The organism is Streptomyces sp. NPDC042102, assembly GCF_055582305.1.
Genome location: NZ_JBVJDL010000001.1, coordinates 960,116 through 983,044 on the forward strand (window position 1 = coordinate 960,116; position 22,929 = coordinate 983,044).

The window sequence follows — 22,929 nt, forward strand, 5'->3', positions numbered from 1 at the left end:
ACGGTCTTCCTCGGCTTCGGCCCTCCTCCGTCCGGGGGGTAGTGGCCGGTCCGCCGGACGAGGATCATGGTGGGGCTGCCGCAGCCCCGTCCCAGGAGGTACGTCGTGTCGACCGCGCCGAGCTACGCGTCCGGAGCCTCCGCAGTGCCGCTGCTGGGCGACACGATCGGAGCCGACCTCGACCGGACGGTCCGGGCCTTCCCCGGGCGCGACGCGCTGATCGAGGCCGCCACCGGGCGCCGCTGGACGTACGCCGAACTGGCCGCCGACGTCGACGCGCTCGCGCTCGGTCTGCTGGACCTCGGCATCGCCCGGGGCGACCGGGTCGGGATCTGGGCGCCCAACTGCGCCGAGTGGGCGCTGGTCCAGTACGCCACCGCCAAGATCGGCGCCGTGCTGGTCACCGTCAACCCGGCCTACCGCTCGCACGAGCTGGAGTACGTACTGCGCCAGTCCGGGATCCGGCTGCTCGCGGCCGCCGAGACGTTCAAGACCTCCGACTACGCCGGCATGATCGACGAGGTCGGGCCGCGCTGCCCGGCGCTGGAGCACGTCGTGCTGCTCGGCTCCGCGGGCTGGGACGCCCTGCTGGCCACCGGCCGGCGGGCCGACCCCGCCGTCCTCGCCCGCGCGCAGGAGGAACTGAGCCCGGACGACCCGATCAACATCCAGTACACGTCGGGGACCACCGGCTTCCCCAAGGGCGCCACCCTCTCGCACCACAACATCCTCAACAACGGTTACTTCGTGGGCGAGTTGTGCCACTACACCGAGCGCGACCGGGTCTGCGTCCCGGTGCCCTTCTACCACTGCTTCGGCATGGTCATGGGAAACCTGGCCTGCACCAGTCACGGCGCGGCCATCGTGATCCCGGCGCCGTCCTTCGAACCCGAGGCCACCTTGGCCACGGTCGCGGCGGAATCCTGCACCTCGCTCTACGGCGTGCCCACCATGTTCATCGCCGAACTGGCCCACCCCCGCTTCGACTCCTACGACCTCTCCAGTCTGCGGACCGGGATCATGGCGGGCTCGCCCTGCCCGATCGAGGTGATGAAGGAGGTCATCGAACGGATGGGCATGACGGAGGTGTCCATCTGCTACGGCATGACGGAGACCTCGCCGGTCTCCACCCAGACCCGCGCCGACGACACCGTCGAACGCCGGGTCTCCACCGTCGGCCGGGTGGGCCCGCACCTGGAGGTCAAGGTGGTCGACCCGGACACCGGCCGGACCGTGCCCCGGGGCGAGCCGGGCGAACTGTGCACCCGCGGCTACTCGGTCATGCTCGGCTACTGGGGCGAGCCGGAGAAGACCGCCGAGGCCGTCGACGCCGCGCGCTGGATGCACACGGGCGACCTCGCGGTCATGGACGACGACGGCTACCTCAGCATCACCGGACGCATCAAGGACATGGTGATCCGGGGCGGGGAGAACCTCTACCCGCGCGAGATCGAGGAGTTCCTGCACGCCCACCCGGACATCCTCGACGTCCAGGTGATCGGCGTTCCCGACGCCCGGTACGGCGAGGAGCTGATGGCCTGGCTGCGCATGCGGGACGGCGCCGTGCCGCTCACCGCCGAGGCCGTCCACGCGTTCTGCTCCGGCCGCCTCGCCCACTTCAAGATCCCGCGCTACGTGCACGTCGTCGACGAGTTCCCGATGACGGTCACCGGCAAGATCCGCAAGGTCGAGATGCGGGAACGGGCCATCGGCATCCTGGGCCTGGCGGACCGCTAGGTCAGGGACCGGCGACCGCCTCGGTGACCGGTCCGGCGACCTGCTCGCCGACCTGTCCGGCGAGCGGCGCGGGCAGCGGGTAGGGGCGTTCGCGGGGGAGCAGGGACGCCGCCGCGGACAGGTCGCCGGAGCGGACCGCCGCGTGGATCTCGTGCGCGGTCGTCGTCACGTCCCGGATGCCGGTGATCCAGTCCTCCACGTACCGGTCGACGGCCGTCCCCGACAGCCCGATCTGGATCGCGCGGTGCGGCAGCGGGTTCAGCGACAGGTCCCGCTCGGGGTCCCACTGGACGCGGACCGGGCTGGAGCGCACGGCCGCGCTCCACTCCTCCCGCGTCGCGTGCCGCGACCGGTCGAAGTGGCTCAGGACCGCCTGCGACAGCGCCTCCTCGAAGCCGCGGCGCGTGATGTCGATGGCCAGGATCCGCTCCTGGTCCGGCTTCCGGCCCCACCCGGCGCGGTACATCATCCACAGGAACGACGGCTTGATCCACGTCATGCGGGCGCGCTTGAAGGGATCCACGAAGGTCCCCGCGGCCAGTGCCGGTACCGCGATCCGCGCGGCGTACGCCTGGTACACGGTGATTGTCTCGTCGTCGAACCGAGCACGGACCTCGCGCGCCGGGCGGACGGCGTGCGCCGCCGCCGCGATCTGGTTCACCGTCACGTACCTGTCCTCCGGGCCGGGCCCCGGCTCTTCCTGCGGCCCGGACTCCTGCACGGAGTCTCGCAAGAACGCGCCCCGACCTCGAACGGATTACGGCCGGGGGCAGGCCGGCAGGCCCGGGGGCGTCCGGCGGTCGGGCGCACCGTAGCAGCGTTTCGGGGCCTCGCCCGGATGTTTGTCCGTTCGTGATGGTCCTTCGGTTCGGGTACCACAACCGCCACTAACGTCCCTGCCACCCGCAGGTGCAGGAGCACCCGGCGCGTAGCAAGGAGGCACAGTGCTGTCATTGCGCAGGTCGGCCGTCGGCGGCATGTCGCTCGCTTCGAGACATGTGGTGGGCACGGCCGTCGTCATCGGCGCCCTCGCGTTCACGCTGATCGCGTTGCTGATCCCCGTGCAGAAGTTCGGCGGCGGCTCCGCCACGGCCGCCACCGTCCCGGCCGCCGACGACGACGGCGCCGGAACCCTGAGCACGGCCTTCGGACCCCTCACCCCCCAGGACCGGGACTTCGTCCGCAAGGTACGGCTCGCCGGCCTGTGGGAGCTGCCCGCCGGCCGCCAGGCCCTGCAGCGCGGTACCCGGCCCTCCGTACGGACCGCCGGCGAGCACCTCATCGACGGCCACACCGAACTGGACCGGCGCTCCCTGGAGGTGGGCGGGGCCCTCGGCATCGACCTGCCCGCCCGGCCCACCGACCAGCAGCAGGGCTGGCTCGACCAGATGGACCGGGCGCAGGGCGCCGAGTACGAGCGGTTGTTCGCCCAGCTGCTGCGGCGCGCCCACGGCAAGGTCTTCGCCCTGGTGGCCCAGATCCGCGCACAGACCCGCAACTCCATGGTCCGGGCCCTGGCCTCGGACGCCAACGCCACGGTCCTGGACCACATCTCGGTTCTCGAGGCCACCGGTCTGGTCGACTTCGACGGCCTCGCGGACACCGCACCGAACCCCACCGTTCCCCGACCGACGAAGTGAAGTGATCGCATGAGGCAAGAGGGCCGCACACGCCGACTCCGGCCGTCGTACAAGGCCGTCGCCCTGGTGTCCGCCCTGGTCCTGGGCGGTGGCGGAGTCGTGATCCTGGCCCAGCAGGCCTCCGCGGGGCAGGACTCCCGCAGAGCGCCCGTGACCGCCACCATCGACTGCCCCGACGTGGGCGACCAGTTGAAGGACGTGCCCGGCCAGGTCCGTCCCGAGGTCGACAAGAACCTCGCCGAACTGGACACCCAGATCGCCGACGCCTACCGGCAGCTGGCCACGGGGCAGGCACAGGGCGGTGCCCTGCTCGGCCGGCTGAAAGACCAACGAGCCGGAACGATCGGTCAGTTGTCGGACACCATAGGCAAGGCCGCAGCCCGTCCCACCGGGCTGGACACGCTCAGCGCCTGCGCGATGAAACAGGCCCCGGCCGCCGACCCGGCCGACGTGTCCGCCGACGCGGCCAAGGGGCAGAGCGCCGCCGCGGCCGCCGGGCAGAACCGCGGTGGCCCGGCCCGCAGCGACTTCGTCGCCATCGGCACGGTACGCCCCAACGTGCGTACCCCCGCCCGCGGTCCGGGGGCGTCCACCGGCTCGTTCTCCGTCAACTGCGGCCGCAACGAGAACAACCACTTCAACCCCGACAACGTCATCGTCGCGCCCGGCGTCAGCAACGGCGCCCACCACATGCACGACTACGTCGGCAACAAGACCACCGACGCCTTCTCCACCAACAACAGCCTGGCCGCCTCCGGAACCACGTGCACCAACGGCGACCAGTCCACGTACTACTGGCCGGTGCTGCGGCTGCGGGACGGGCGGGCCGAGCGGGACGCCAACGCGCCCGGCGGCGGCCTGGACGCCAACGTGGGCACCATCCTGAAACCGAAGCAGGTCACGATCGAGTTCAAGGGCAGCCCCGTCTCCCGGGTCGCGGCCATGCCCCGCTTCCTGCGGATCATCACGGGCGACGCCAAGGCGTTCACCAACGGCCCCGGCAACGCCAACGCCTCGTGGAGCTGCACCGGCTTCGAGAACCGGCAGCTGAAGGACAAGTACCCGATCTGCCCCAAGGGCAGCGACGTGGTGCGTACGTTCACCTTCCAGAGCTGCTGGGACGGCAAGAACATCGACAGCGCCAACCACCGTACGCACGTGGCCTTCGCGGGCCGTAACGGCGCCTGCCCGGCCGGGTTCAAGGCGGTGCCGCAGCTCGTGCAGCGGATCACCTACGGCGTGCAGCCCGGCGCCCGGTTCGCGGTGGACAGCTTCCCCGAGCAGCTGCACAAGCCCGTCACCGATCACGGCGACTTCATCAACGTCATGTCGGACCGGCTGATGGGCGACGCGGTGCGCTGCATCAACGGCGGGCGCGCCTGCCGCTGAGACCTCGGGGCGGCGCGCGTCCTCCCACCTCCCCCCGCGTCGCCCCGAGAACGGTGCCGGCCCGCAGCAGACCGCGGGCCGGCACCTTTCGCGTTCCCCGGCCCGGCGTACGGAGCCCGGGCCCGGCGTACGGCGTCCTGGCCTCCGTACGGCATCGACTTCCGGTCGTACCGGGCCGGCTTCCCGCGTGAGGTCCGGCCCTCCGGGTACGGGCCGGTCTCCGTCGTACGGGGCCGGCTTCCGGACCCTGTACCCCCTGCCCCGCCCCCCCGTGCGGTCCGGTGCGGAGCCCCGGGGACCCGGGCGGCCGGGCGGGCGGCTGCGCCGGGCGGGTGCCGGTACGGGAACGGCAGCGGCCCCTCGGCCGCCGTGCGGGCGGACGAGGGGCCGGAGCCGGATCTGCGGGGCGGGCCGGGTTACAGGCCGTTGACGCGGGCCATGCGGCCGACGCCCAGCGGGCGGAAGTCGGCCGCCACGGCGCGCGCCCGGCGGCCCACCCGTGAGTGCTGACGCCGTACCTGGGCCATGAGGCGGCGGCTGCGCAGGGCCATCTCCAGTTCGAAGCGGGTGCGCGGGTCGCGCAGCCCGGGGCCGAAGAGCTTCTCCAGTTGCCGCATCCGGTAGCGCACGGTCTGCGGGTGCACGCTCAGCGCCTTGGCGGCCTCGGGGGCGCCGCCGCCCTCCAGCCAGGCCAGCAGGGTCACTTCGAGCCGCTCGCTCTGGCGCGGGGTCAGGTTCGCCAGCGGCCGCAGCCAGCGCGCGGCCAGCGCGTGGGCCAGCGGCTCGTCCTGGAGCAGCATCAGGGTCGAGAGGTGGTCGTCGACGAAGACGGCCCGTGCGTCGGGGGCGGAGCGGGCCGGGGTCAGGGTCAGCAGCCGCAGGGCCCAGCGCAGGGAGGAGGCCGTGTCGCGCAGGGCGACGGTGTGGCCGACGGCGGCGAACCGCCCGCGCAGCGCGGCCTCCAGGGCGGCGCGGGCATCCGGGTCGGGGCTGGGGACCAGCAGGCACGGCTGGCCGCCGACCATGCCGGCGAGGCCGTCGTCCAGGACGGAGGCCAGCTGCTGGGTCTCGCCGGGGGTGGCCAGGGCGATGGCCCGGATCGCGGCAGGGAGCGGCCAGCCGGCCGCGGCGGCGAGTTCGGCGAGCGCCTGGTCAGGCATGGTCATGTCACTCGTAAGGACGGTGAACAGCTCGCGCCGGGCGGACTCGGGGCCGCTGCCGCCGAACGCCGCCGTGGGGAGGGTGGTCACGGGGGCGATCCGTGGCCGCTGGCGCGGGATCAGGCCCGGCGCGCGGTCGCGGCCGTGCTTGCGTTCGTGGTCCCGGTCCAGAACCCGGCCCGGGTCCCGGTCCGGCTCACGCCCCTGGTCCCGGCCCAGCACCCGGCCGGTGTGCCGGTCGTGGTCGTGGTCGTGGCCGGGGTGATCCCGCTCGTGGCCGGGCAGGTCCTGCTCGTGTTCGGGAAGGTCCCGTTCACGGCCGGGACGGTCCCGCTCATGGCCGGAGCGGTCCTGCTCGTGGCCGGGAAGGTCCCGCTCGGGGCCGGAGTGGCGGTCCCGGCCGGGGGTCCGGTCCCGGGCGCGGCCGGTCTCCGCCGCGCGGCCGGGGCCCTCGTCGGGGCGCCCGGACCCGTGGGCGGCGGCCGCCGCGTGGTCAGTGGCGGCGTCCGGGCACGGCTGCTGCCCCCGCGCCGCGGACTCGTCGTATCCGAGGGCCGCGAGCAGGGCCGCCTCCACGGCCTCCCGGACCACCTCGTCGCCGGTGTCCTCGATCAGCTCCGCGAAGCCGGGTATGGATTCGCGGAGCTCCTCCACCATCCCCTCGGCCAGCGCGGGCAGTTCCCTGCGCAGGACCCGGGTCCATTCGCCGCGGGGGCGGGCCCAGATGCGGTTCAGAAGTTCGCACATTGTTACCTCGTTCATGCCGGGGTATGGCCCGCTCCGCGGGAGGGTGACAGGCCTGTGGAGGCGGGTCAGCCGCCCCACCGGCGCCAGTGCCGACGGGGGAGTCGTGCACCTCGTACTCCCTCCAGGAGCGTGCCATCCACTTGCAGTCCCGGGATGGCGCGCAGACGCGCCGCCGGGACCCGTGGCGGAGGACAAGACGTCCGTCCTGTCGCAACCGCACCTCTGGAAGGGCATCTTCCGGTGGTGTTGGAGGTGATGATGCCGTGGCCGCAAGAACTTGTCACGATTCGATAAATCCTGTGGAGGGGTTGCGAAGCTCCACAATGCTTCAACACTCCGGCCCCCGCTCCCGGTCGGCGTCGCGGACAACTACCGCCCGCCGCCGAGCAGTTCCGACGACTACCCCGGGCGCCGAGCGCGAGGTGGAGTGCTCGCGAACCCGGGCGTATGGGAGAACTCGATGCCCCTGCCCCATACCCGCACGCCCCGCTCGCACCGGGCCCGCCGCACCAGACGCCATGCCGGCGCGGCCGCGGCAGCGGCCGCGGGACGGCGGGCCGTACGGCGGCCGCCCCTGCTCTCCGCCGGCGGCGGTCCGCACCCCGCGGCCCTGTGCGTCGCCGCCCTCGCCGCCCTGGTCGCGCTGATCGTGGCCGCCCGGGCCGGTGCCCTGACGAACCTGTGGGAGTTCCTGGACTACGGCGCGGGCGTCCTCTCGCTCGTCTCGCTGACCTCCGCCGTGCTGTGGGGCCTGGCCGCCACCGACCGCACCCTGCTGACCTCGGGCCACCGCATCGTCGCCCAGGGGGCGCACCGCGGCCTCGCCGTGGCGGGACTGGGCTTCCTCGCCCTGCACGTCTGGGTCAAGATCGCGGAGAGCCGGACCTCCGCCGCGGCCGCGGTCCTCCCCTTCGCCGACCGCGAGCGGCCCGTGCTCATCGGGCTCGGTACCCTGGCCGGCTACCTGTTCGTCTCCGTGGCGGTCTCCGGCGCCGTGCGCAGCGCGTTCGCCACCAAGGGCCGCTCCCTGTGGTGGCGGGCCCTGCACATGGGCGCCTACCCCGCGTGGGGCGCGTCCCTGGTGCACGGGTTGAAGGCCGGCCGCGCCGCCAGTGCCTGGGTGACCGTGGCTTACGCCCTGTGCGTGGTCGCCGTCGCCGGCGTGCTCGTCGTACGGCTGAGGGCGCGGCTGCTCGCGGCGCCCGCCAGGCCGGCCGGCGCGCCGGCCCCGTCCGTACCCCGGTCGGCGCCCGCGGAGCCGCCGCGGGCCCCCCGCCCCTTCGTGCGGCAGCCCGCCCAGGCACCCACCGAGCAGCTCGTGGCCCGGCTCACCGGACCGGCCGCCGCCGCCCGGCCGGTTCCGCCGCCCTGGCCCGGACAGCCGCCGTACGGTGCGGTGTTCGTCCCCAGTGGGCTCCAGCCGGCCCCGGACCGGGGCGGTGAACCCCTCGACGGGATCCGGGGGCGGCTGTGAACCCCGTACCGCGCCCGGCCCTCGGCTGCGTGGGGCAGCCCCGGCTGCTCGCCGGTCTCGACACCGCCCCCCGGCTCGACCGGGCCGGGCACCTCGGCGTACATGGCCAGGTGCCCGCCTACCACGTCGACGAACTCGTCGAACTCACCGAGTACATCGACCTGCGCGGCCGCGGCGGGGCCGGCTTCCCCTTCGCCCGCAAGCTGCGGGCGGTCACCCGCTCCGCCCGGGCGCGGGAGGGCGGCCGTACCGCCGTCGTCGTCAACGGCAGCGAGGGCGAACCGAGTTGCCTCAAGGACACCGCCCTGCTCCTGCACGTCCCGCACCTGGTCCTCGACGGCGCCCTGCTGGCGGCCGGCGCGCTCGGCGCCGAGGACGTCGTCGTCGGGGTGACCCGCCAGGACGTGGAGCAGTCGGTGCGCGCCGCCGTCGCCGAACGCGGCCCCGCGGGCCGCCGGGTACGGGTCACCCTGCTGCCCGAGCGCTTCGTCACCGGCGAGGGCACCGCCATGGTGCGCGGGCTGGACGGCGGGCCCACACTGCCCTCCGGGCAGAAGGTCCGCACCAGCGAGCGGGGCCTGGGCGGGGTGCCCACCCTGCTGTCCAACACCGAGACGTACGCCCAGCTCGCCGTCGCCGCGCGGCTCGGCGGGGCGGAGTACCGGGCCGTGGGACTGCCCGCCGAGCCCGGCACCCTCCTGCTGACGGTCGGCGGGGCCACGGTGGTCGAGGTGCCCACCGGCACCTCGCTGCCGTACGTGCTGGACCTGTGCGGCTCCGGGCCCGGCCAGGGCGTCCTGGTCGGCGGCTACCACGGCCGCTGGCTGGGGCCCGGCGCGGCCCGCTCGGCCGCGCTCTCACGGCAGTCGCTGTCCGGGTTCGACGCGGTGCTGGGCGCCGGCGCCGTCCTGCCGCTGCCCGAGGACACCTGTCCGGTCGGCGAAGTGGCCCGTGTGACCCGCTGGATGGCCGACGAGTCGGCGGGCCAGTGCGGGCCGTGCGTACGCGGTCTGCCCTCGCTCGCCGACGCGGTGGAGAACCTGGTCGGCGGGGGCGGCCGGGCCGCGCTCGAGGGGGTCCAGGCGCGCATGCGGGCGGTTCGCGGCCGCGGCGCGTGCAGCCACCCCGACGGCACGTCCGCCTTCGTGGCCTCCGCGCTCGCGGTGTTCCCGGAGGAGTTCCGCGATCACGCGCTCGGCAGCGGCTGCGGCCGCCGGGTGCTGGGCGCCCTGCCGCTGCCGGCCGACGAGAACCCCGAACGGCTCGTCGTGGACTGGACGTTGTGCAAGGGCCACGGACTGTGCGTGGACCTGCTGCCCGACGTCGTCCGGCTGGACGCCGACGGCTTCCCGGCCCAGGGGGTCATGCCGGTGCCCGGCCGGCTGCGGCCGAAGGCGCTGCGCGCGGTCCGCCGCTGTCCCGCGCTCGCCCTGCGCATCCAGGAATGAACGCCCGGTGAGCGGCCGCCGCCGTCCCGAGTTCATGCGGAGTTCCTGCTTTGGCGCGATCTGACAAATTCCCGGGAATTCGAATTCGATGGCCCCGGCAGGCCCTATGAATGGGGGTGAGGAATGAAGAGGGCGAGGGCGTCGAGGCGCCGGGCCGACAACGAAGGAGTGACCGTGAACAACAAGCGTCGAGGGGCGGCCGTCGGTTCGGTCGTCGCCGTCATGCTGCTGGCGTCCGGCTGCGGGAGCGACGGCGACGGCACCCGCAATGTGAATTCCGCGCAGCCGGCCGGTGGGGCCAAGGCGCTGGGAAACGGATACGGGTCGCCCTATGGCGCGGGCGGATACGGCGCGGACCCGTCCGCCGGCTCCGGCTCCGGCTCCGGATCGGGGTCCGGCTCCGGATCGGGCTCCGGATCGGGGTCCGGGTACGGGTCGGGAGCGGGGTACGGGTCGGGTGCCGCCGCCGGGAAGGGCGGCTCGGCCGGGCAGCTGGCCGTACGGGACATACCGGCCGTCGGCAGCGTGGTCACCGACGGCGCCGGCGCCACCCTCTACCGCTTCGACAAGGACACCGCCCAGCCGGCCAAATCGGCCTGCGACGGCGACTGCGCCGCGGCCTGGCCCCCGGTGCCGGCCGATGACGCCAGGGTCGCCGAGGGCATCGACGCGAGCCTGCTCGGCGAGGTCGTCCGCACCGACGGGACCAAGCAGCTGACCCTCGCCGGCTGGCCCGTCTACCGCTATGCCAAGGACACCCGGCCGGGCGAGGCGAAGGGCGAGGGGGTCGGCGGCACCTGGCACGCGCTGGCGGCCGACGGCGGGAAGGCCGTCGACCGGCAGGGCGCGGCTGCACCGGGCGCCGGACTCGCCGTGGTGAACGACGCGAAACTCGGCAGGATTCTCGCGGACGGACAGGGACGTACGCTCTACCGTTTCGACAAGGACAGTGCCTGGCCGATGAAAATCGGCTGCCTCGATTCCTGCACGGACACCTGGAAGCCGGCCGCTCCGGTGGACAAGTCGAAGGTGTCGGGAATTCCGGCGGAATGGATCGGTACGGTGAAGCGGCCGGACGGGACCGAACAATTGACGATCGACTGCTGGCCGGTCTATTCGTTCACCGGTGACACCGCGCCGGGCCAGACCAACGGACACAACAAACAGGGGCTGTGGTTCGCGGTGACGGACGCCGGAAAGAAGGCCAAGGCGACCGGCTGAGACCGCACGACGGCCCCGGACCCCCGGCCCACCCCGGGCCCTTGGTCCACCCGGACCCCCACTCTCTGGTCCTGCGACCCCTGCGAGGGAAACGTGTCCCACCCGTCCCGTATCGGCGCCCGCCACTGCCTGCCCGCCGTCGCCGTGCTGGCCGCCGCCCTGCTGTGCGGCGGCTGCGCCGGGGACGGGCGGGGTTCCGGTCCCGCGCACGGGGCGGCGGACCACGAGACCCCTCCCACCGCGTCCCCCGCGCCGGGGCACCCGCAGGGACATGCGGCGGCGGGCCGTGAGTCCGGGGGCCGCACCGTCACCGTGCAGGAGATCGCCGCCGCCGCTGGCTGCACGGCCGAGATCACGGTCGACGCCGAGGAACTGCGCGAGGGCGCCTGCGGGACGGGCAAGGACGCCTACCGCATGCTCACCTTCACCGCCGAGGAGGGCATGCGCGCCTGGCTGGCCGAGGCCCGGAACTACGGCGGCACCTACCTCGTCGGCGACCGCTGGATCGTCACCGCGGCCTCCGCCGAAGCCCTGGCCCCCCTGCGCGACCGCCTCGGCGGCACCGTCGAGTCGGGCGACTCCCACGGCGGCGGACACGGCCCGGGGTCCTGACCGTGTGCGGAGTTCGGGACGGAAGTCCCGCCGCTTCGGGACGTTTGCCGTGCGGTCGACTTGTCCGGTTCCGCGAAGATCGTTCTGCGTTGATGATCTTTCGCCGAACTGTGGGGTGGCCGTGCCGGAAACGTCGAACCGTACCGGGATCCGGACCGGCGGAGCACGGGTACCCGGGGCGTCGGTGAAGCCGTACAAGGCTCCGGTGATCCTCGGACCGCTGTACCGCGACGAGACGGAGGCCGAGACCGCCGAGCAGCCGGCCGTACCGGCGGCGCCGCCGCGGGTGCGGGCCGAGGACGGTGCCCGGGACCGGAGCGGGGTACGGGCGGAGCGCCGGACGCTGCCACCGGTCCTCGACCTCGAGCTCACCGAGCGGCCGGCACGGGCCTGTTCCGGCTGGTGGGCCCTGCTCGTGGCGGCCCTCGCGGGGGCCGTGGCGGCCCGGCTGGTGCTCCGGTACGGGGTGCCCCGCCCCGCCCTCGCCGCGGACGCGTGGCCCACCGCGGGCCTGGCCGGCTGCCTCACGGCCGCGCTGCTCGCCCTGGCCGGGCTGCGGCGGGTCCGGGCCGGCCAGGCCGCCGCGCTGACCCGGTTCGGGCGGTACCGGGGCACCGTCCGGCGGACCGGCCTGCTGTGGACCTTCCCGTTCCGCCGCCTCACCCGGATCGACGTACGGCTGCGGCACTGGCGCAGCGAACCCCTGCCGGTCGTGGACGCCGAGGGCACCGCGCTGCGGGCGGTGGTACTGGTCGTCTGGCGGGTGCGGGACACCTCGCGGGCCCTGCTCGCCGTCGACGACCACGTCCGCTACCTGCGGGAGCAGGTGGAATCTGTGACCGCGCGGGTGCTGTCGCGGCTGCCCGCCGACTCCTTCGGCCCGGACGGACCGGCCACGCTGCGCGACACGGACGCCGTCGGCGACGAGCTGACCCGGCTGCTGGCCGCCGAGTGCCGGGCCGTCGGCGTCGAGGTGTTCTCCGCCCGCCCGGTGCGCGTCGAGTACGCACCGGAGGTGGCCGGAGCCATGCAGCGCCGCCGCGTCGCGGCGATCGACGCCCGCAACCGGGACGCGGTGCTCACCTCCGTCATCGACGCCGTGGACGACACCGTCCGACGGATGTCCGCCCGCGGCCTCGTGAGCCTGGACGACTACGAACGCAAGGCCCTCGTCAAGGACTTGACCGTGGCCTTCTACACCGCGCGCGGCCCCGCCGCCGACACCCCCTGAACCACCGTTCCCCCCAACACCCCCACAGCGGAAGGACGGAGCCATGCGAGCACCCGAGTTCACCGAGGAGAGGCCCGACCACTGCGACTGCGCCGGCTGCGCACACGCCGCCGTCACTGCCGTCACCGCCACCCGCGACCGCACCCGCTGCACGCTGCGCGGCGCGGTGGTGGCGGCGGTCGGTGCGGCCGTACTGGCGGGCACGGGCGCCGGTGTGGCGTCCGCCGAGCCGGCGCCCAGCGGGGCGGGCTGGGACGGTTCCAAGTACTGGTACAAGGACGAGACCGGCTGGTGGCGCTGGACCTCGCACTACGGCAGGTACCTGGCGAAGTCCGGCCAGAACCCCCAGCCGCAGCCCCCGGCCACGGCCCCGTCGGGGCCCCGCACCTCCGAGCCGGTGTTCCGGGGCCGGCAGGGGTGGGACCCGGCCGACCGCGTGTACTGGTACGAGCGGGCCGGCCAGTGGTGGTGGACCAGCCACAAGGAGAAGTACGAGCGCCACACCGGCACGTCGGCGCAGCCCGGCCCCCCGGCGAACGGCGACAGGGGCCACGGATCCGGCCAGGGAAGCGGCTCCGGCTCCGGCACCCCGGTGCGATACGGCATGGAGGCGGCCGTCTCGTATGCGATGGCCCACCTCGGCGACCCGTACGTGTGGGGCGGCAACGGCCCCCACGGCTGGGACTGTTCCGGCCTGGTGAAGGCGGCGTACCGGAACGCGGGGATCACCCTCCCCCGGGTCGCGGACGACCAGTACCGGGCCACCACCCCCGTCTCCCGGTCCGAGCTCCGCCGCGGCGACCTCGTCTTCTGGTCCAGCAACGGCCGCGCCTCGGGCGTCCACCACGTGGCCGTCTACCTGGGCGGCGGCCAGTACCTGGAGGCCCCGCGCCCCGGCGAGCACGTCCGTGTCTCGTCGTTCAGCGCCTACGCCCCCAACCTGTACGGCCGCGTCGGCTAGCGCCGTGACCGGATGTAGGTTCCGAAAGAGATGACAGTGTCCAAGTGATCTGTCGTCAGTGTGTCGGTCGCGTGTCGTCGGATTCTCACTGTTTCGCGTTCTGACCTGGCCATAGCCGTACGGCCGTGCGGACCAGGCCGGCCAGGGCGAGGGAGCGGCTGTGCGCGGGCCAGGTGATGTGGGTCACGACGGAAGGTGCGTCGGCCAAGGGAACGGCCGCGTGCTCGGCCCACAGCCAGGAGCGGGCGGAGTCGGGGACGACCGCCACGGTGCGTCCGAGGGCAATCAGCTGGGCCAGTTGTGTCTGGTTGTGAATCTCGGGGCCAGGGCCGGGTGCGTAGGTGCCGCGGGTGGGCCAGCGGGCGAGCGGCAGACCGGGGACGTCCCTGACATCGGCCAGGGACAAGGTCTCGCGGGCGGCGAGGGGGTGCCCGGCAGGCAGGACGGCGACCTGCCCCTCGGCCGCCAGCGCCTCGCTGTCGAACCCGGTGAGGGAGTTCCACGGCGTGTGCATCAGCGCGACATCGGCGCGTCCGTCGCGCAGCAGCTCTTCCTGCTCGCAAATGCCACACGGCAGTACCTCGATCTCGGCACTGTCGGGCTCGGCAGCGTAGGCGTCGAGAAGCTTCCGCAACAGTTCGTGGGACGCGGCGGCCTTCACCGCGAGGACCAGCCGACCGCGGGGGCCGCCGGGACTGTCGGCACCCCCGGCGCGCCGGGTGCGGCGGACGGCGGCAGCGGCCGCGTCGAGAGCTGCCCGGCCCTCCTGCAACAGCACCTCCCCGGCACCGGTCAGGCGGACACCACGACGGTTACGCTCCAGCAGACAGACCCCCAGGCGCCGTTCGAGCTGCTGGATCGCGCGCGACAGCGGCGGCTGGGCCATGCCGAGACGCTCGGCGGCGCGGCCGAAGTGCAACTCCTCGGCCACAGCCACGAAGTACCTCAACTCGCGGGTCTCCAGGGTGTCCACGGCCGCAGCATACGCGGTGATACCCGCCGGGTATGACAGTGCACCGTACCGGTGTTGGCCGCACCACCCGCCCACGGGCCAACATCATCGGCATGAGCGAAACGACCACCGCGCTGGTGACCGGCGCGAACAAGGGCATCGGCTACGAGATCGCGGCCGGACTGGGCAGCCTCGGCTACCGCGTCGGTGTGGGAGCCCGCGACGCGACCCGACGAGAAACCGCCGTCGGCAAACTGCGCGCCGCCGGCGTGGACGCGTTCGGGGTACCACTGGACGTGACCGACGACCGCAGCGTCACCGCCGCCGCGGAACTGATCGAACGACTGGCCGGACGCCTGGACGTCCTGGTCAACAATGCCGGCATCCCGGGTGAAATGGGCCCGGGATGGCTACAGGAGCCGACCACGCTCGACCTGGAAGTGCTCCGCACCGTCGTGGACACCAACGTCATGGGCGTCGTCCGGGTCACCAACGCGATGCTGCCACTGCTGCGGCGCTCCGCCTCCCCACGCATCGTCAACGTCTCCAGCAGCGTCGGCTCCCTGACCCGACAGGCGGACCCGGACACCGAGATCGGCCCCATCATGGCGGCCTACGCACCGTCGAAATCCTTCCTCAACGCCCTCACCCTGCAGTACGCCCGACAGTTCGCCGGCACCAACATCCTCATCAACGCCGCCTGCCCGGGCCTGGTCGCGACCGACTTCACAGGCTTCCACGGACCCCGCACCCCCGCACAGGGCGCAGCCACCCCGATCCGGCTCGCCACCCTCCCCGACGGCGGCCCGACCGGTTCCTTCTTCGAGGACGACGGCGTCGTCCCCTGGTGATCACGAACCCGCCGCGGACGACAAACAGGCTGGACAACCATCTCAAGTACGTCCAGTACGAGCCGCGGCCCTCCGCCTTGCGATGCACCGCACCGGAAACCGCGACCCGGCAAACTTTTCCGGCCACAGCGCTAACGGATGTTACGGTCACACGTCCGGATCATCGGTGGGCGCAGGCGCGGGGGAGTGTGCGGTGGGGGTCAACTTCTACGTGCCTGCGGCCGCGCTGGGAGCCGTACTCCTGGTGAAGCTCCCCGCCCTGGTGAGGGGGTGGCGCAGCCCGCTGGTCCGGACCGTGAACACCCTGATCCTGCTGCACGGCGCGGGCTTCTTCTTCTCCGCCCCGCCCACCATCACGGTGGTCAACCGGCTCACCGGCATCAGCAACTTCTCGGCCCTGCTGGTCCACTGCATCCTGTGCGCGCACGCCTGCGCCTGCCTGGTGCTGATGGAGAACTGGCGCGGGCACACCGGGGGCCGGGCGGGGACCCGGCGGCGGGTGCGCGGCTGGATCCTGGGTCACGGGGTCGTGGTCGCGGCGGTCATCGGCTGCTTCCTCCTCGGCGAGGTGCCCGACGAGAGGCCGCGCGACTTCGACACCTACTACGCCACCACCCCGTTCATCCGCGAGATGCTCCTGCTCTACCTGCTCGCGCACACCGTGGCCGCGGCCGCCGCCACGGCGGTGTGCTGGAACTGGGCCTTCGCCATTCGCGGGAACACCGGGAGTACGGCGAACACCGCGAACACCGGGAACACGGGGGAAGCCGGGAACTCCGGGCCCGCGGACGCGCCGTCGGAGGAGAACGGCTGGCTGCGGGCCGGTCTGTACGTCCTGGTCGCCGGGTTCCTGGCGAGCCTCACCTTCGGCGTGGTCAAACTGTCCGTGGTCGTGGCCCGTTGGACGGGGCGGGACTGGGACGTGCTCAACGAACGGGTCGGCGCCTTCATCTCCGTCTGGACCCTGGTCGTCGCGGCCGGATTCCTCCTTCCCGTCCTCGGCCCCTGGCTCGACCAGCGGATCGTCCACCCCGTACGGACCTTCCTCGCCCTCGCCCGGCTCCAGCGGGTCGTCCGTCCGCCCACCTCCGCCGGCCCGAGTGCGCTGACGCTGGCCACGCCCTGGTACTCCGGGCCCGACCAGCGTCTGGTCGACCGCATGACGAACGTGCAGGACTGGATCCTCCAGCTGCGCCCCTACTGCGCCGACGGGATACGCGAACGGGCCTACCGCGAGGCGGTGCACAGCGGAATGCGCCGTCCCGACGCCGTGGCGGCCGGCTTCGCCGCCATGCTGGCGGCGGCGGCCGACGCCCGTGCCCGCACCGCACCCGCCGGTGAGGAGGAGAGCCGGCGGGCCGCCCACGCGCTGCGCTCGGCCGAGGCCGAGTACGGCGACCTCATGGTGCGCATCTCCCGCGCGCTGCCCGCCCCGTAGAATGGCCGGACGGGGCGGGGTGAACGGCAGGAGAGGGCTGACGCGGTGGGGATGTCCCGCGAGATGAAGCGACACCGGGACGAGCTGTTCACGGGGGTGGCCCGGCCGTTGCCGGACACGTCGGTCGCCCTGATGCAGGCGATCTGCACGTACCTGACGGACAGCGACGGGCGCGAGGTACGCCTGATGCTCGAACCGTTCCCCCCGGACACGGTCACCGGACTGTGGCTCGACATGGGCGACTTCGAGGTCGTCGCGGTGGAGGAGAACACCACACCACTGCACCAGATGGTGATCTTCGGCCACGAACTGTGGCACCGCAAGGAGGGCGGCTGCGCGCACCACGGCAGCGCCGTCGGCGCGGCGGTGGCGGCGCGCATGCTCGGGGACCGGTGGAGCCTGGCCGAAGCCGTCGCCCACGTCGCCGCCCGGACGCACGTGGATCTCGACGAGGAGCGGCGGGCGGAGACGTTCGGCCGCATGCTGGCCGCGAAGTTCCGCCCCTACCTGGAGGGCAGCCGCCGCGGCCGGGCCCCCGCGTCGGGCGTGGCCGGCCGCATCTGGGCCTCCCTGAAAGGCTGATCGCGGGGTAGGGGAAACCCGACCATCAGGTCTCGACCTGGCCGTCATGACCGGGACGGGTGCGTCCCGTTGCAATGGATGAGTGCTTACTCATCAGGTAGATCGGGCCCACCGGGCGGGACACTGCGGGCTGTTGTGGTGCGTCGGGTGGCTGGTCGCCGCCGGCTGGGCCGCCGCGTTCCCGCTGGTCTCCACCCTGGACACGCATCGGCTCTGGGGGACCTGCGCCGCCGCCGGATACCTGTGCTCGGCGGCCGTCGCCGGCCTCGCGTGGTCGCGGCCGTGGGCCCGGACCGCCGCTCTCGCCTTCGCCGCCGCCGGGGCCGTCGTGGTGCCCTTCCTCTACCTCGTCCTGACCGGTGGCGCGCAGAGCGAGGTCGCGGTGATCGAGCGCTCCGGCAGCCTGCTGCTCCAGCAGGCCACGCCGTACCTCGCCGAACCGCGCACGGTCGTCGACGTCACCCCGTACCTGCCCGGGATGGCCCTGTTCGGGCTGCCGCGCGCGCTGTCCGGCACGGACGGACCGCTGCCGCGGCTGCTGGGTGACGCCCGGCTCTGGTGCGCGGCCGCGTTCCTGGCCTGCCTGTGGGGCGGGCGCCGGGTGCTGCGCGGCGGCTCCCGGACGACCACCGCGGTCCGGCGGGGGGAGTTCCCGTACGGCTTCGCGGTCGGCGTGGTGATCGCCTCGCCCGCGGTGGCGCTGCCGCTGGCCGTCAGCGGGGTGGACCTGCCGCTCGTCGGGCTGCTCTGCCTGGCCCTGGCCCTGGCCGCGCGGCACCGTCCGGTCGCCGCGGGCCTCGCGCTGGCCGCCGCCTGCTCCCTGAAGTGGACGGCCGCCCCCGCCGTCGCGGTCGCCTTCTCCCTGCTCCGGTACGGCGCCGGCCGCCGGGCCGCCGTACGGTGCGCGCTCGTCGCGTTCGCCGGCACGGCGGCGGCGGTCCTGCCCAGCGCGGTGCTCTCGCCCCGGGCCATGGCCGAGCAGGTGCTGGCCTTCCCCACCGGGCGCGGCCCGTTCCCGACCCCCGCGAGCAGTCCGCTCCCGGGCCGGCTGCTCGCCGACCTCGGCCCGGCCGGGTGGTACGCGGCGGTCGCGCTGCTGCTGGCCGGCGGTCTGGCCGTCGCCGTCTCCCTCGTGGTACGCCCGCCCCGCGACCTCGTCGCGGCAGCCGACCGGCTCGCCGCCGGCCTGAGCCTGGCCTTCCTGCTGGCCCCCGCCGGCCGGTTCGGCTACCTCGCCCTGCCCGTCCTGCTGGTGCTCTGGGCCCGGCTGGCCTGCGCCGACGAGCGCCGGCGGGCCCCGGCGGGCGCCCGAAGCGGCTCCGTACGCGCGGGCTCCGGACGTACCGGCGACTCCGTACGCGTCGGCGCCGCAGGATCCGGCGACCGCGCCGCCCTGCTGCCGGCCGGGGGTGCCCGATGAGCCCGTGGCGGCCGGGCGCCACCGCGGCCCGGGACACCGGGTGGCACGAGGGCCGCCAGGAACCGCGCCCCGGCCGCCAGGACCCCCGTACGCGCGGCCGGTCCCGGCGGACGGCCGCCGTCGCCGCCGCCCTGCGCTGGGGCGCGCCCCGGCTGCCGTTCGTGGAGAGCGAGGTCGCCGGGCTCGGCGAACTGGTTCGGCCCGGGGCGGTCTGCGTGGACATCGGCGCCGAGTACGGCCTCTACACCTGGGTGCTCTCGGCGCTCGCGGGCCCGCCCGGCCACGTGCACAGCGTGGAGCCGCTGCCCGGCCCCGCCCGCTGGCTGCGGACCGCGTCCCGGCTGCTCGGCTCCGGCAACGTCACCGTCCACCGCACCGCGCTCGGGGCCGGTTCCGGACACGGGACGCTGAGCCTGCCCCGGCGGCGCGGCCTGCCGGTGCACGGCCGGGCCTACCTGACCGAGGGGGCCGACGGACCCGGCCCCAACGCGGAGTTCCGCAGCGCCCGCCCCGTGCCGGTCCCGCTGCGCACCCTCGACCAGCTCGCCGCCGAGCAGCGGCTGCGCCGGATCGACTTCGTCAAGGCCGACGTCGAGGGCGCCGAACTCGCCGTGCTGGAGGGCGGATCGCGCACCCTGCGGCGCCACCGGCCCACCCTCCTGCTGGAGATCGAGGGCCGGCACCTGGCGAAGTACGGCGCCCGCCCGGACGACCTGCTACGGCACCTGGGCGGGTACGGCTACCGGGCCCACCGCCGGGCCGGCGGCCGGTGGACCGCCGTCCCGCGGATCAGCGACGACTGCCGCAACTACCTCTTCACCGCCTGACCTTCCCCACCCTCCCCACCCTCCCCGCCCTCCCCACCCTCCCCGCCCTTCGAACCCGAGGCAGCGACGACCGCCATGAGCACCACGTTGATCGTGACCAACGACTTCCCGCCCCGCCAGGGCGGCATCGAGACCTTCGTCCACGCGATGGCGACCCGCGTCCCGGACTACGACGTCGTCGTCTACACCTCCAGCGAGCCCGGCGCCGCCGCGTACGACGCGACCCTGCCGTTCCCGGTGATACGCGACCCCAGCCGCATGCTGCTGCCGACCTCCCGCGTCACCCGCCGCACCCTGGAGATCGCCCGCGCCCACGGCTGCGACCGGGTCTGGTTCGGGGCCGCCGCGCCGCTGGCCGCGATGGCGCCGGCGCTGCGGCGCGGCGGCATCCGCCGCATGGTCGCCACCACCCACGGCCACGAGATCTGGTGGGCCCGCACCCCCGGGGCCCGCCGGCTGATGCGCCGGATCGGTGACCACGTCGACGTGGTCACCTACCTCGGCGAGTACACGCGGCGGCGCATCGCCCCCGCCCTCGGACCGCGCGCCGAACTGGTGCGGCTGGTCCCGGGCGTGGACGCGGCCGCGTTCCGGCCCGCGTCCAGCTGTGCGCGCGACGTGCGTGACACCCACGGCATCGCGGGCCGGCGGGTGGTGCTGTGCGTATCGCGGCTGGTGCCCCGCAAGGGCCAGGACACCCTGATCCGCGCGCTGCCGCTGATCCGGCGCACGGTGCCGGACGCCGTCCTGGTGATCGTGGGTCAGGGGCCGGACGAGGAACGGCTGCGCAAGCTGGCCGCGCGGCACGCCGACGGCCACGTGGTCTTCGCGGGTGGCCAGGACCACGCGTCGACGGCCCGCTACTACGCGGCCGCCGACGTGTTCGCGATGCCGTGCCGGACCCGTAAGGCCGGGCTGGAGGCGGAGGGGCTCGGCATCGTCTTCCTGGAGGCCGCGGCCAGCGGACTGCCCGTGGTCGTCGGCGACTCCGGGGGCGCGCCGGATACCGTCCTCGACGGAGTGACCGGCACGGTCGTCGACGGCCGCGACGTGGCGGCCGTGGCCGGCGCGATCGCGGACCAGCTGCTCTCCCCCGACCGGGCGGCGACCGGCGAGGCCGGCCGGCTCTGGGTGGAGCGCACCTGGTCGTGGGAGGCCTCGGCGCAGCTGCTGACGCGGCTGCTCACGCCGGGCGCCGACGACCGGGTGACCGTACCGCCCCGGCAGGCCGACTGACGTGCCGGGCGCCGCGTCAGGCCGGGTGGCCCGGGGGGTGTTCGCCGCGGAGGTGGGCCAGGACCGCCAGGACGCGGCGGTTGCCCTCGGTCGGGTCCAGGTCCAGCTTCATGAAGATGTTGCCGGAGTGCTTGACCACCGAGGCCTCCGTGACCGTCAGCCGCTGCGCGATCGACTGGTTGTTCAGGCCCTCCGCCATCAGGGCCAGCACCTCCCGCTCGCGCGGCGTCAGGCGCGCCAGCGGCCGGTCGGCGCTCTGCTGCTGGAGCAGCACCCGTACGACCTCCGGGTCGATGACGGTCTGGCCGTCCGCGACCCGGTCCAGCGCGTCCAGGAACTCCGACACCTCACCGACCCGGTCCTTGAGCAGATAGCCCAGGCCGCCGCCCCCCTCGGCCGGGGACATCCCGCTGAACAGCTGCGTGGCGTACGCGGTCGCGACGTACTGCGAGAGCACCAGCACCGGCAGGCCCGCGTGCCGGGCCCGCAGCGCGAGCGCCGCCTTCAGCCCCTCGTCGCGGAAGTCCGGCGGCATCCGTACGTCGGTGATGACCACGTCCGGCCGGTCCGCGTCCACGGCCCGGGCCAGCTCCTCGGCGTCGCCGACGGCGGCGACCACCTCGTGTCCCACCCGGGACAGCAGCTCGACCAGCCCGGCGCGCAACAGGACGGCGTCCTCGGCGAGTACTACACGGAGCACGGGACCTCCACGCGCAGCTGGGTGGGTCCGCCGGTCGGACTGGTCACGATGAGCCTGCCTTTCAAAATGGCCACACGGTCGGCCAATCCTTGCAAACCGGTCCCGGCGGAGGGGTCGGCGCCGCCCCGGCCGTCGTCGGTGATCAGCAGGACGAGCTTGTCGCCCTTGAGCCGGCCGACGACCGCGACCTCGTCGGCGCCGCTGTGCTTGGACGCGTTGGTGAGCGCCTCGGTGATGGTGAAGTACGCCATCGTCTCCACCGACGAGGGCAGCCGGCGCGGCAGTTCGATGTCGACGGCCACGGGGAGGGCGTTGCGCAGCGCCAGTTCGGCGACGGCCGCCGCCAGCCCGTGGTCGGTGAGCACCTGCGGATGCAGACCCCGTACCAGGCCCCGCAGCTGCTCCAGCGCCTGGCGCGCCTCGGCGCGGGCCCGCGCCAGGTACGGGGAGGCGGGCGAATCCTGTCCGCGCAGCTCCAGTTCGGCCAGGCCCAGGGTCATCGACAGGGCCACGAGCTGCTGTTGCGCGCCGTCGTGCAGGTCCCGCTCGATCCGGCGCCGCTCGGCCTCGAAGGCGTCGATCAGCCGGGCCCGGGACCGGGTGAGTTCGATGACCCGGCTGCTGAGGTCCTCCTCGCGGGCCGACAGCAGCAGCTGGGCGATGCGCACCTGCGCCCCGGCCAGCGCCGCGCCCGCGTACGTCGACAGCAGCAGCCCGACCAGCCCGGCCGCGGTGCCGGGCAGGGCCGCCACCGGATCCGAGATCGGCTGCCCGGGAATCAGCATCACCGTGTCGGGGGCGATCGCCCACACGATCACGGGCGTCGCCACCAGGATCAGCGACAGGCCGAGCAACGCGGTGAAACCGATCCCGGTGGCGGTGAACACCACCCCGAAGATCAGCGTGTACGCCAGCTCGCGCCACGTCGCGCGCTCCCGCAGCCGGGTCCGCAGCCACGGCAGGGCCCCGGTGCCGGGCAGCGAGCCGTGCGGGTCGAGCAGCGGCTCCGGCTCCACCAGGCGCAGCCGCCGCCGCTCCAGGGCGGCGACCGGGATCCCGTACACGGCGGCGCCCATCAGCACCACCAGCCCGATGCCGAACACCGACAGCCCGAGGCCGACGAAGAGCAGCACGACGAAGAGCATCAGCACCAGAGCGCCCAGGACCGTGCCGCTGAGCAGGAAGGCCCAGGCGCGCAGCGGCCAGGCGGTGATCGGGAAACGCGCGGGGTGCCGCCGCAGGGCCTCCCAGACGGCGACCGTCATGGTGGTGTCCTCCCGGAGGTCGTGTCGGATCATGGTCT

At 74.1% G+C, this 22,929-nt stretch carries 20 protein-coding genes; 15 read left to right on the forward strand and 5 right to left on the reverse strand.

Features of this window, described 5'->3' with window-relative positions; genetic code table 11:
* The first annotated feature begins 66 nt into the window (after positions 1-66).
* Complete coding sequence (locus ACZ6KO_RS04020) at positions 67-1,737, forward strand: AMP-binding protein (protein WP_469299636.1); 1,671 nt, start codon at positions 67-69, stop codon at positions 1,735-1,737.
* Between the two features lies 1 nt (position 1,738).
* Here ACZ6KO_RS04020 and ACZ6KO_RS04025 read toward each other — a convergent pair whose 3' ends face one another.
* The gene (locus tag ACZ6KO_RS04025) at positions 1,739-2,404 is read right to left on the reverse strand and encodes a DUF4291 domain-containing protein (protein ID WP_469299638.1); all 666 of its coding nucleotides are present in this window, start codon (positions 2,402-2,404) and stop codon (positions 1,739-1,741) included.
* A 310-nt stretch (positions 2,405-2,714) separates the two neighbouring features.
* Between ACZ6KO_RS04025 and ACZ6KO_RS04030 the strand changes: the two genes are divergently transcribed.
* Entirely contained in the window at positions 2,715-3,377 is a 663-nt protein-coding gene (locus ACZ6KO_RS04030; protein ID WP_469299641.1) for a DUF4142 domain-containing protein, read from the forward strand.
* A 9-nt stretch (positions 3,378-3,386) separates the two neighbouring features.
* Positions 3,387-4,766 (forward strand): DUF1996 domain-containing protein, encoded by a 1,380-nt coding sequence (locus tag ACZ6KO_RS04035; protein WP_469299643.1) that lies wholly within the window; start codon positions 3,387-3,389, stop codon positions 4,764-4,766.
* Between the two features lie 416 nt (positions 4,767-5,182).
* On the opposite strand, the gene ACZ6KO_RS04040 is transcribed toward ACZ6KO_RS04035, so the two are convergent.
* On the reverse strand, positions 5,183-6,673 hold the full coding sequence (locus ACZ6KO_RS04040; protein ID WP_469299646.1) for a PucR family transcriptional regulator: 1,491 nt from the start codon (positions 6,671-6,673) through the stop codon (positions 5,183-5,185).
* 460 nt (positions 6,674-7,133) lie between these two features.
* Between ACZ6KO_RS04040 and ACZ6KO_RS04045 the strand changes: the two genes are divergently transcribed.
* The 6 genes from ACZ6KO_RS04045 to ACZ6KO_RS04070 all read left to right on the forward strand — a co-directional run bounded on the left by ACZ6KO_RS04045 (position 7,134) and on the right by ACZ6KO_RS04070 (position 13,620).
* On the forward strand, positions 7,134-8,147 hold the full coding sequence (locus ACZ6KO_RS04045; RefSeq protein WP_469299648.1) for a hypothetical protein: 1,014 nt from the start codon (positions 7,134-7,136) through the stop codon (positions 8,145-8,147).
* Positions 8,144-9,595: an NADH-ubiquinone oxidoreductase-F iron-sulfur binding region domain-containing protein gene (locus tag ACZ6KO_RS04050; RefSeq protein ID WP_469299650.1), complete on the forward strand. Its 1,452-nt coding sequence runs from the start codon at positions 8,144-8,146 to the stop codon at positions 9,593-9,595. The genes ACZ6KO_RS04045 and ACZ6KO_RS04050 overlap by 4 nt, the downstream gene beginning before the upstream one ends.
* 174 nt (positions 9,596-9,769) lie before the next feature.
* Positions 9,770-10,816, forward strand: coding sequence for an SCO0930 family lipoprotein (locus ACZ6KO_RS04055; RefSeq protein WP_469299652.1), 1,047 nt, complete (start codon positions 9,770-9,772; stop codon positions 10,814-10,816).
* 93 nt (positions 10,817-10,909) lie between these two features.
* Positions 10,910-11,428, forward strand: a complete 519-nt coding sequence (locus ACZ6KO_RS04060) for a hypothetical protein (RefSeq protein WP_469299654.1) — start codon at positions 10,910-10,912, stop codon at positions 11,426-11,428.
* Positions 11,429-11,633: 205 nt separating this feature from the next.
* On the forward strand, positions 11,634-12,659 hold the full coding sequence (locus ACZ6KO_RS04065; protein WP_469299658.1) for an SPFH domain-containing protein: 1,026 nt from the start codon (positions 11,634-11,636) through the stop codon (positions 12,657-12,659).
* A 43-nt stretch (positions 12,660-12,702) separates the two neighbouring features.
* Positions 12,703-13,620, forward strand: a complete 918-nt coding sequence (locus ACZ6KO_RS04070) for a C40 family peptidase (RefSeq protein WP_469299660.1) — start codon at positions 12,703-12,705, stop codon at positions 13,618-13,620.
* An 85-nt stretch (positions 13,621-13,705) separates the two neighbouring features.
* Here the strand turns inward: ACZ6KO_RS04070 and ACZ6KO_RS04075 are convergent, their stop codons facing one another.
* Entirely contained in the window at positions 13,706-14,593 is an 888-nt protein-coding gene (locus ACZ6KO_RS04075; protein ID WP_469299663.1) for a LysR family transcriptional regulator, read from the reverse strand.
* 92 nt (positions 14,594-14,685) lie between these two features.
* Between ACZ6KO_RS04075 and ACZ6KO_RS04080 the strand changes: the two genes are divergently transcribed.
* The 6 genes from ACZ6KO_RS04080 to ACZ6KO_RS04105 all read left to right on the forward strand — a co-directional run bounded on the left by ACZ6KO_RS04080 (position 14,686) and on the right by ACZ6KO_RS04105 (position 20,926).
* Positions 14,686-15,423, forward strand: coding sequence for an SDR family oxidoreductase (locus ACZ6KO_RS04080; protein WP_469299665.1), 738 nt, complete (start codon positions 14,686-14,688; stop codon positions 15,421-15,423).
* A gap of 193 nt (positions 15,424-15,616) precedes the next feature.
* Entirely contained in the window at positions 15,617-16,861 is a 1,245-nt protein-coding gene (locus ACZ6KO_RS04085; RefSeq protein ID WP_469299666.1) for a DUF6545 domain-containing protein, read from the forward strand.
* A 63-nt stretch (positions 16,862-16,924) separates the two neighbouring features.
* Positions 16,925-17,443, forward strand: coding sequence for a toxin-antitoxin system, toxin component (locus ACZ6KO_RS04090; RefSeq protein ID WP_469299669.1), 519 nt, complete (start codon positions 16,925-16,927; stop codon positions 17,441-17,443).
* 133 nt (positions 17,444-17,576) lie between these two features.
* Positions 17,577-18,863, forward strand: coding sequence for a glycosyltransferase 87 family protein (locus ACZ6KO_RS04095; protein WP_469299671.1), 1,287 nt, complete (start codon positions 17,577-17,579; stop codon positions 18,861-18,863).
* Positions 18,860-19,690 carry an FkbM family methyltransferase gene (locus ACZ6KO_RS04100; protein ID WP_469299673.1) on the forward strand — a complete coding sequence of 277 codons (831 nt, stop codon included), beginning with the start codon at positions 18,860-18,862 and terminating at the stop codon, positions 19,688-19,690. The genes ACZ6KO_RS04095 and ACZ6KO_RS04100 overlap by 4 nt, the downstream gene beginning before the upstream one ends.
* Before the next feature lie 75 nt (positions 19,691-19,765).
* Positions 19,766-20,926: a glycosyltransferase family 4 protein gene (locus ACZ6KO_RS04105; protein ID WP_469299675.1), complete on the forward strand. Its 1,161-nt coding sequence runs from the start codon at positions 19,766-19,768 to the stop codon at positions 20,924-20,926.
* A 16-nt stretch (positions 20,927-20,942) separates the two neighbouring features.
* Here ACZ6KO_RS04105 and ACZ6KO_RS04110 read toward each other — a convergent pair whose 3' ends face one another.
* Positions 20,943-21,626: a response regulator transcription factor gene (locus ACZ6KO_RS04110; RefSeq protein WP_469299677.1), complete on the reverse strand. Its 684-nt coding sequence runs from the start codon at positions 21,624-21,626 to the stop codon at positions 20,943-20,945.
* Positions 21,614-22,891 carry a sensor histidine kinase gene (locus ACZ6KO_RS04115; RefSeq protein WP_469301530.1) on the reverse strand — a complete coding sequence of 426 codons (1,278 nt, stop codon included), beginning with the start codon at positions 22,889-22,891 and terminating at the stop codon, positions 21,614-21,616. The genes ACZ6KO_RS04110 and ACZ6KO_RS04115 overlap by 13 nt, the downstream gene beginning before the upstream one ends.
* Between the last annotated feature and the right edge of the window lie 38 nt (positions 22,892-22,929).

Bases quoted from the DNA above. Each gene is read 5' to 3' on its own strand.
- ACZ6KO_RS04020 (WP_469299636.1), top strand. From the start codon at position 67: ATGGTGGGGCTGCCGCAGCCCCGTCCCAGGAGGTACGTCGTGTCGACC.
- ACZ6KO_RS04030 (WP_469299641.1), top strand. From the start codon at position 2,715: ATGTCGCTCGCTTCGAGACATGTGGTGGGCACGGCCGTCGTCATCGGC.
- ACZ6KO_RS04035 (WP_469299643.1), top strand. From the start codon at position 3,387: ATGAGGCAAGAGGGCCGCACACGCCGACTCCGGCCGTCGTACAAGGCC.
- ACZ6KO_RS04040 (WP_469299646.1), bottom strand. From the start codon at position 6,673: ATGTGCGAACTTCTGAACCGCATCTGGGCCCGCCCCCGCGGCGAATGG.
- ACZ6KO_RS04045 (WP_469299648.1), top strand. From the start codon at position 7,134: ATGCCCCTGCCCCATACCCGCACGCCCCGCTCGCACCGGGCCCGCCGC.
- ACZ6KO_RS04070 (WP_469299660.1), top strand. From the start codon at position 12,703: ATGCGAGCACCCGAGTTCACCGAGGAGAGGCCCGACCACTGCGACTGC.
- ACZ6KO_RS04080 (WP_469299665.1), top strand. From the start codon at position 14,686: ATGAGCGAAACGACCACCGCGCTGGTGACCGGCGCGAACAAGGGCATC.
- ACZ6KO_RS04090 (WP_469299669.1), top strand. From the start codon at position 16,925: ATGAAGCGACACCGGGACGAGCTGTTCACGGGGGTGGCCCGGCCGTTG.
- ACZ6KO_RS04100 (WP_469299673.1), top strand. From the start codon at position 18,860: ATGAGCCCGTGGCGGCCGGGCGCCACCGCGGCCCGGGACACCGGGTGG.
- ACZ6KO_RS04105 (WP_469299675.1), top strand. From the start codon at position 19,766: ATGAGCACCACGTTGATCGTGACCAACGACTTCCCGCCCCGCCAGGGC.
- ACZ6KO_RS04115 (WP_469301530.1), bottom strand. From the start codon at position 22,891: ATGACGGTCGCCGTCTGGGAGGCCCTGCGGCGGCACCCCGCGCGTTTC.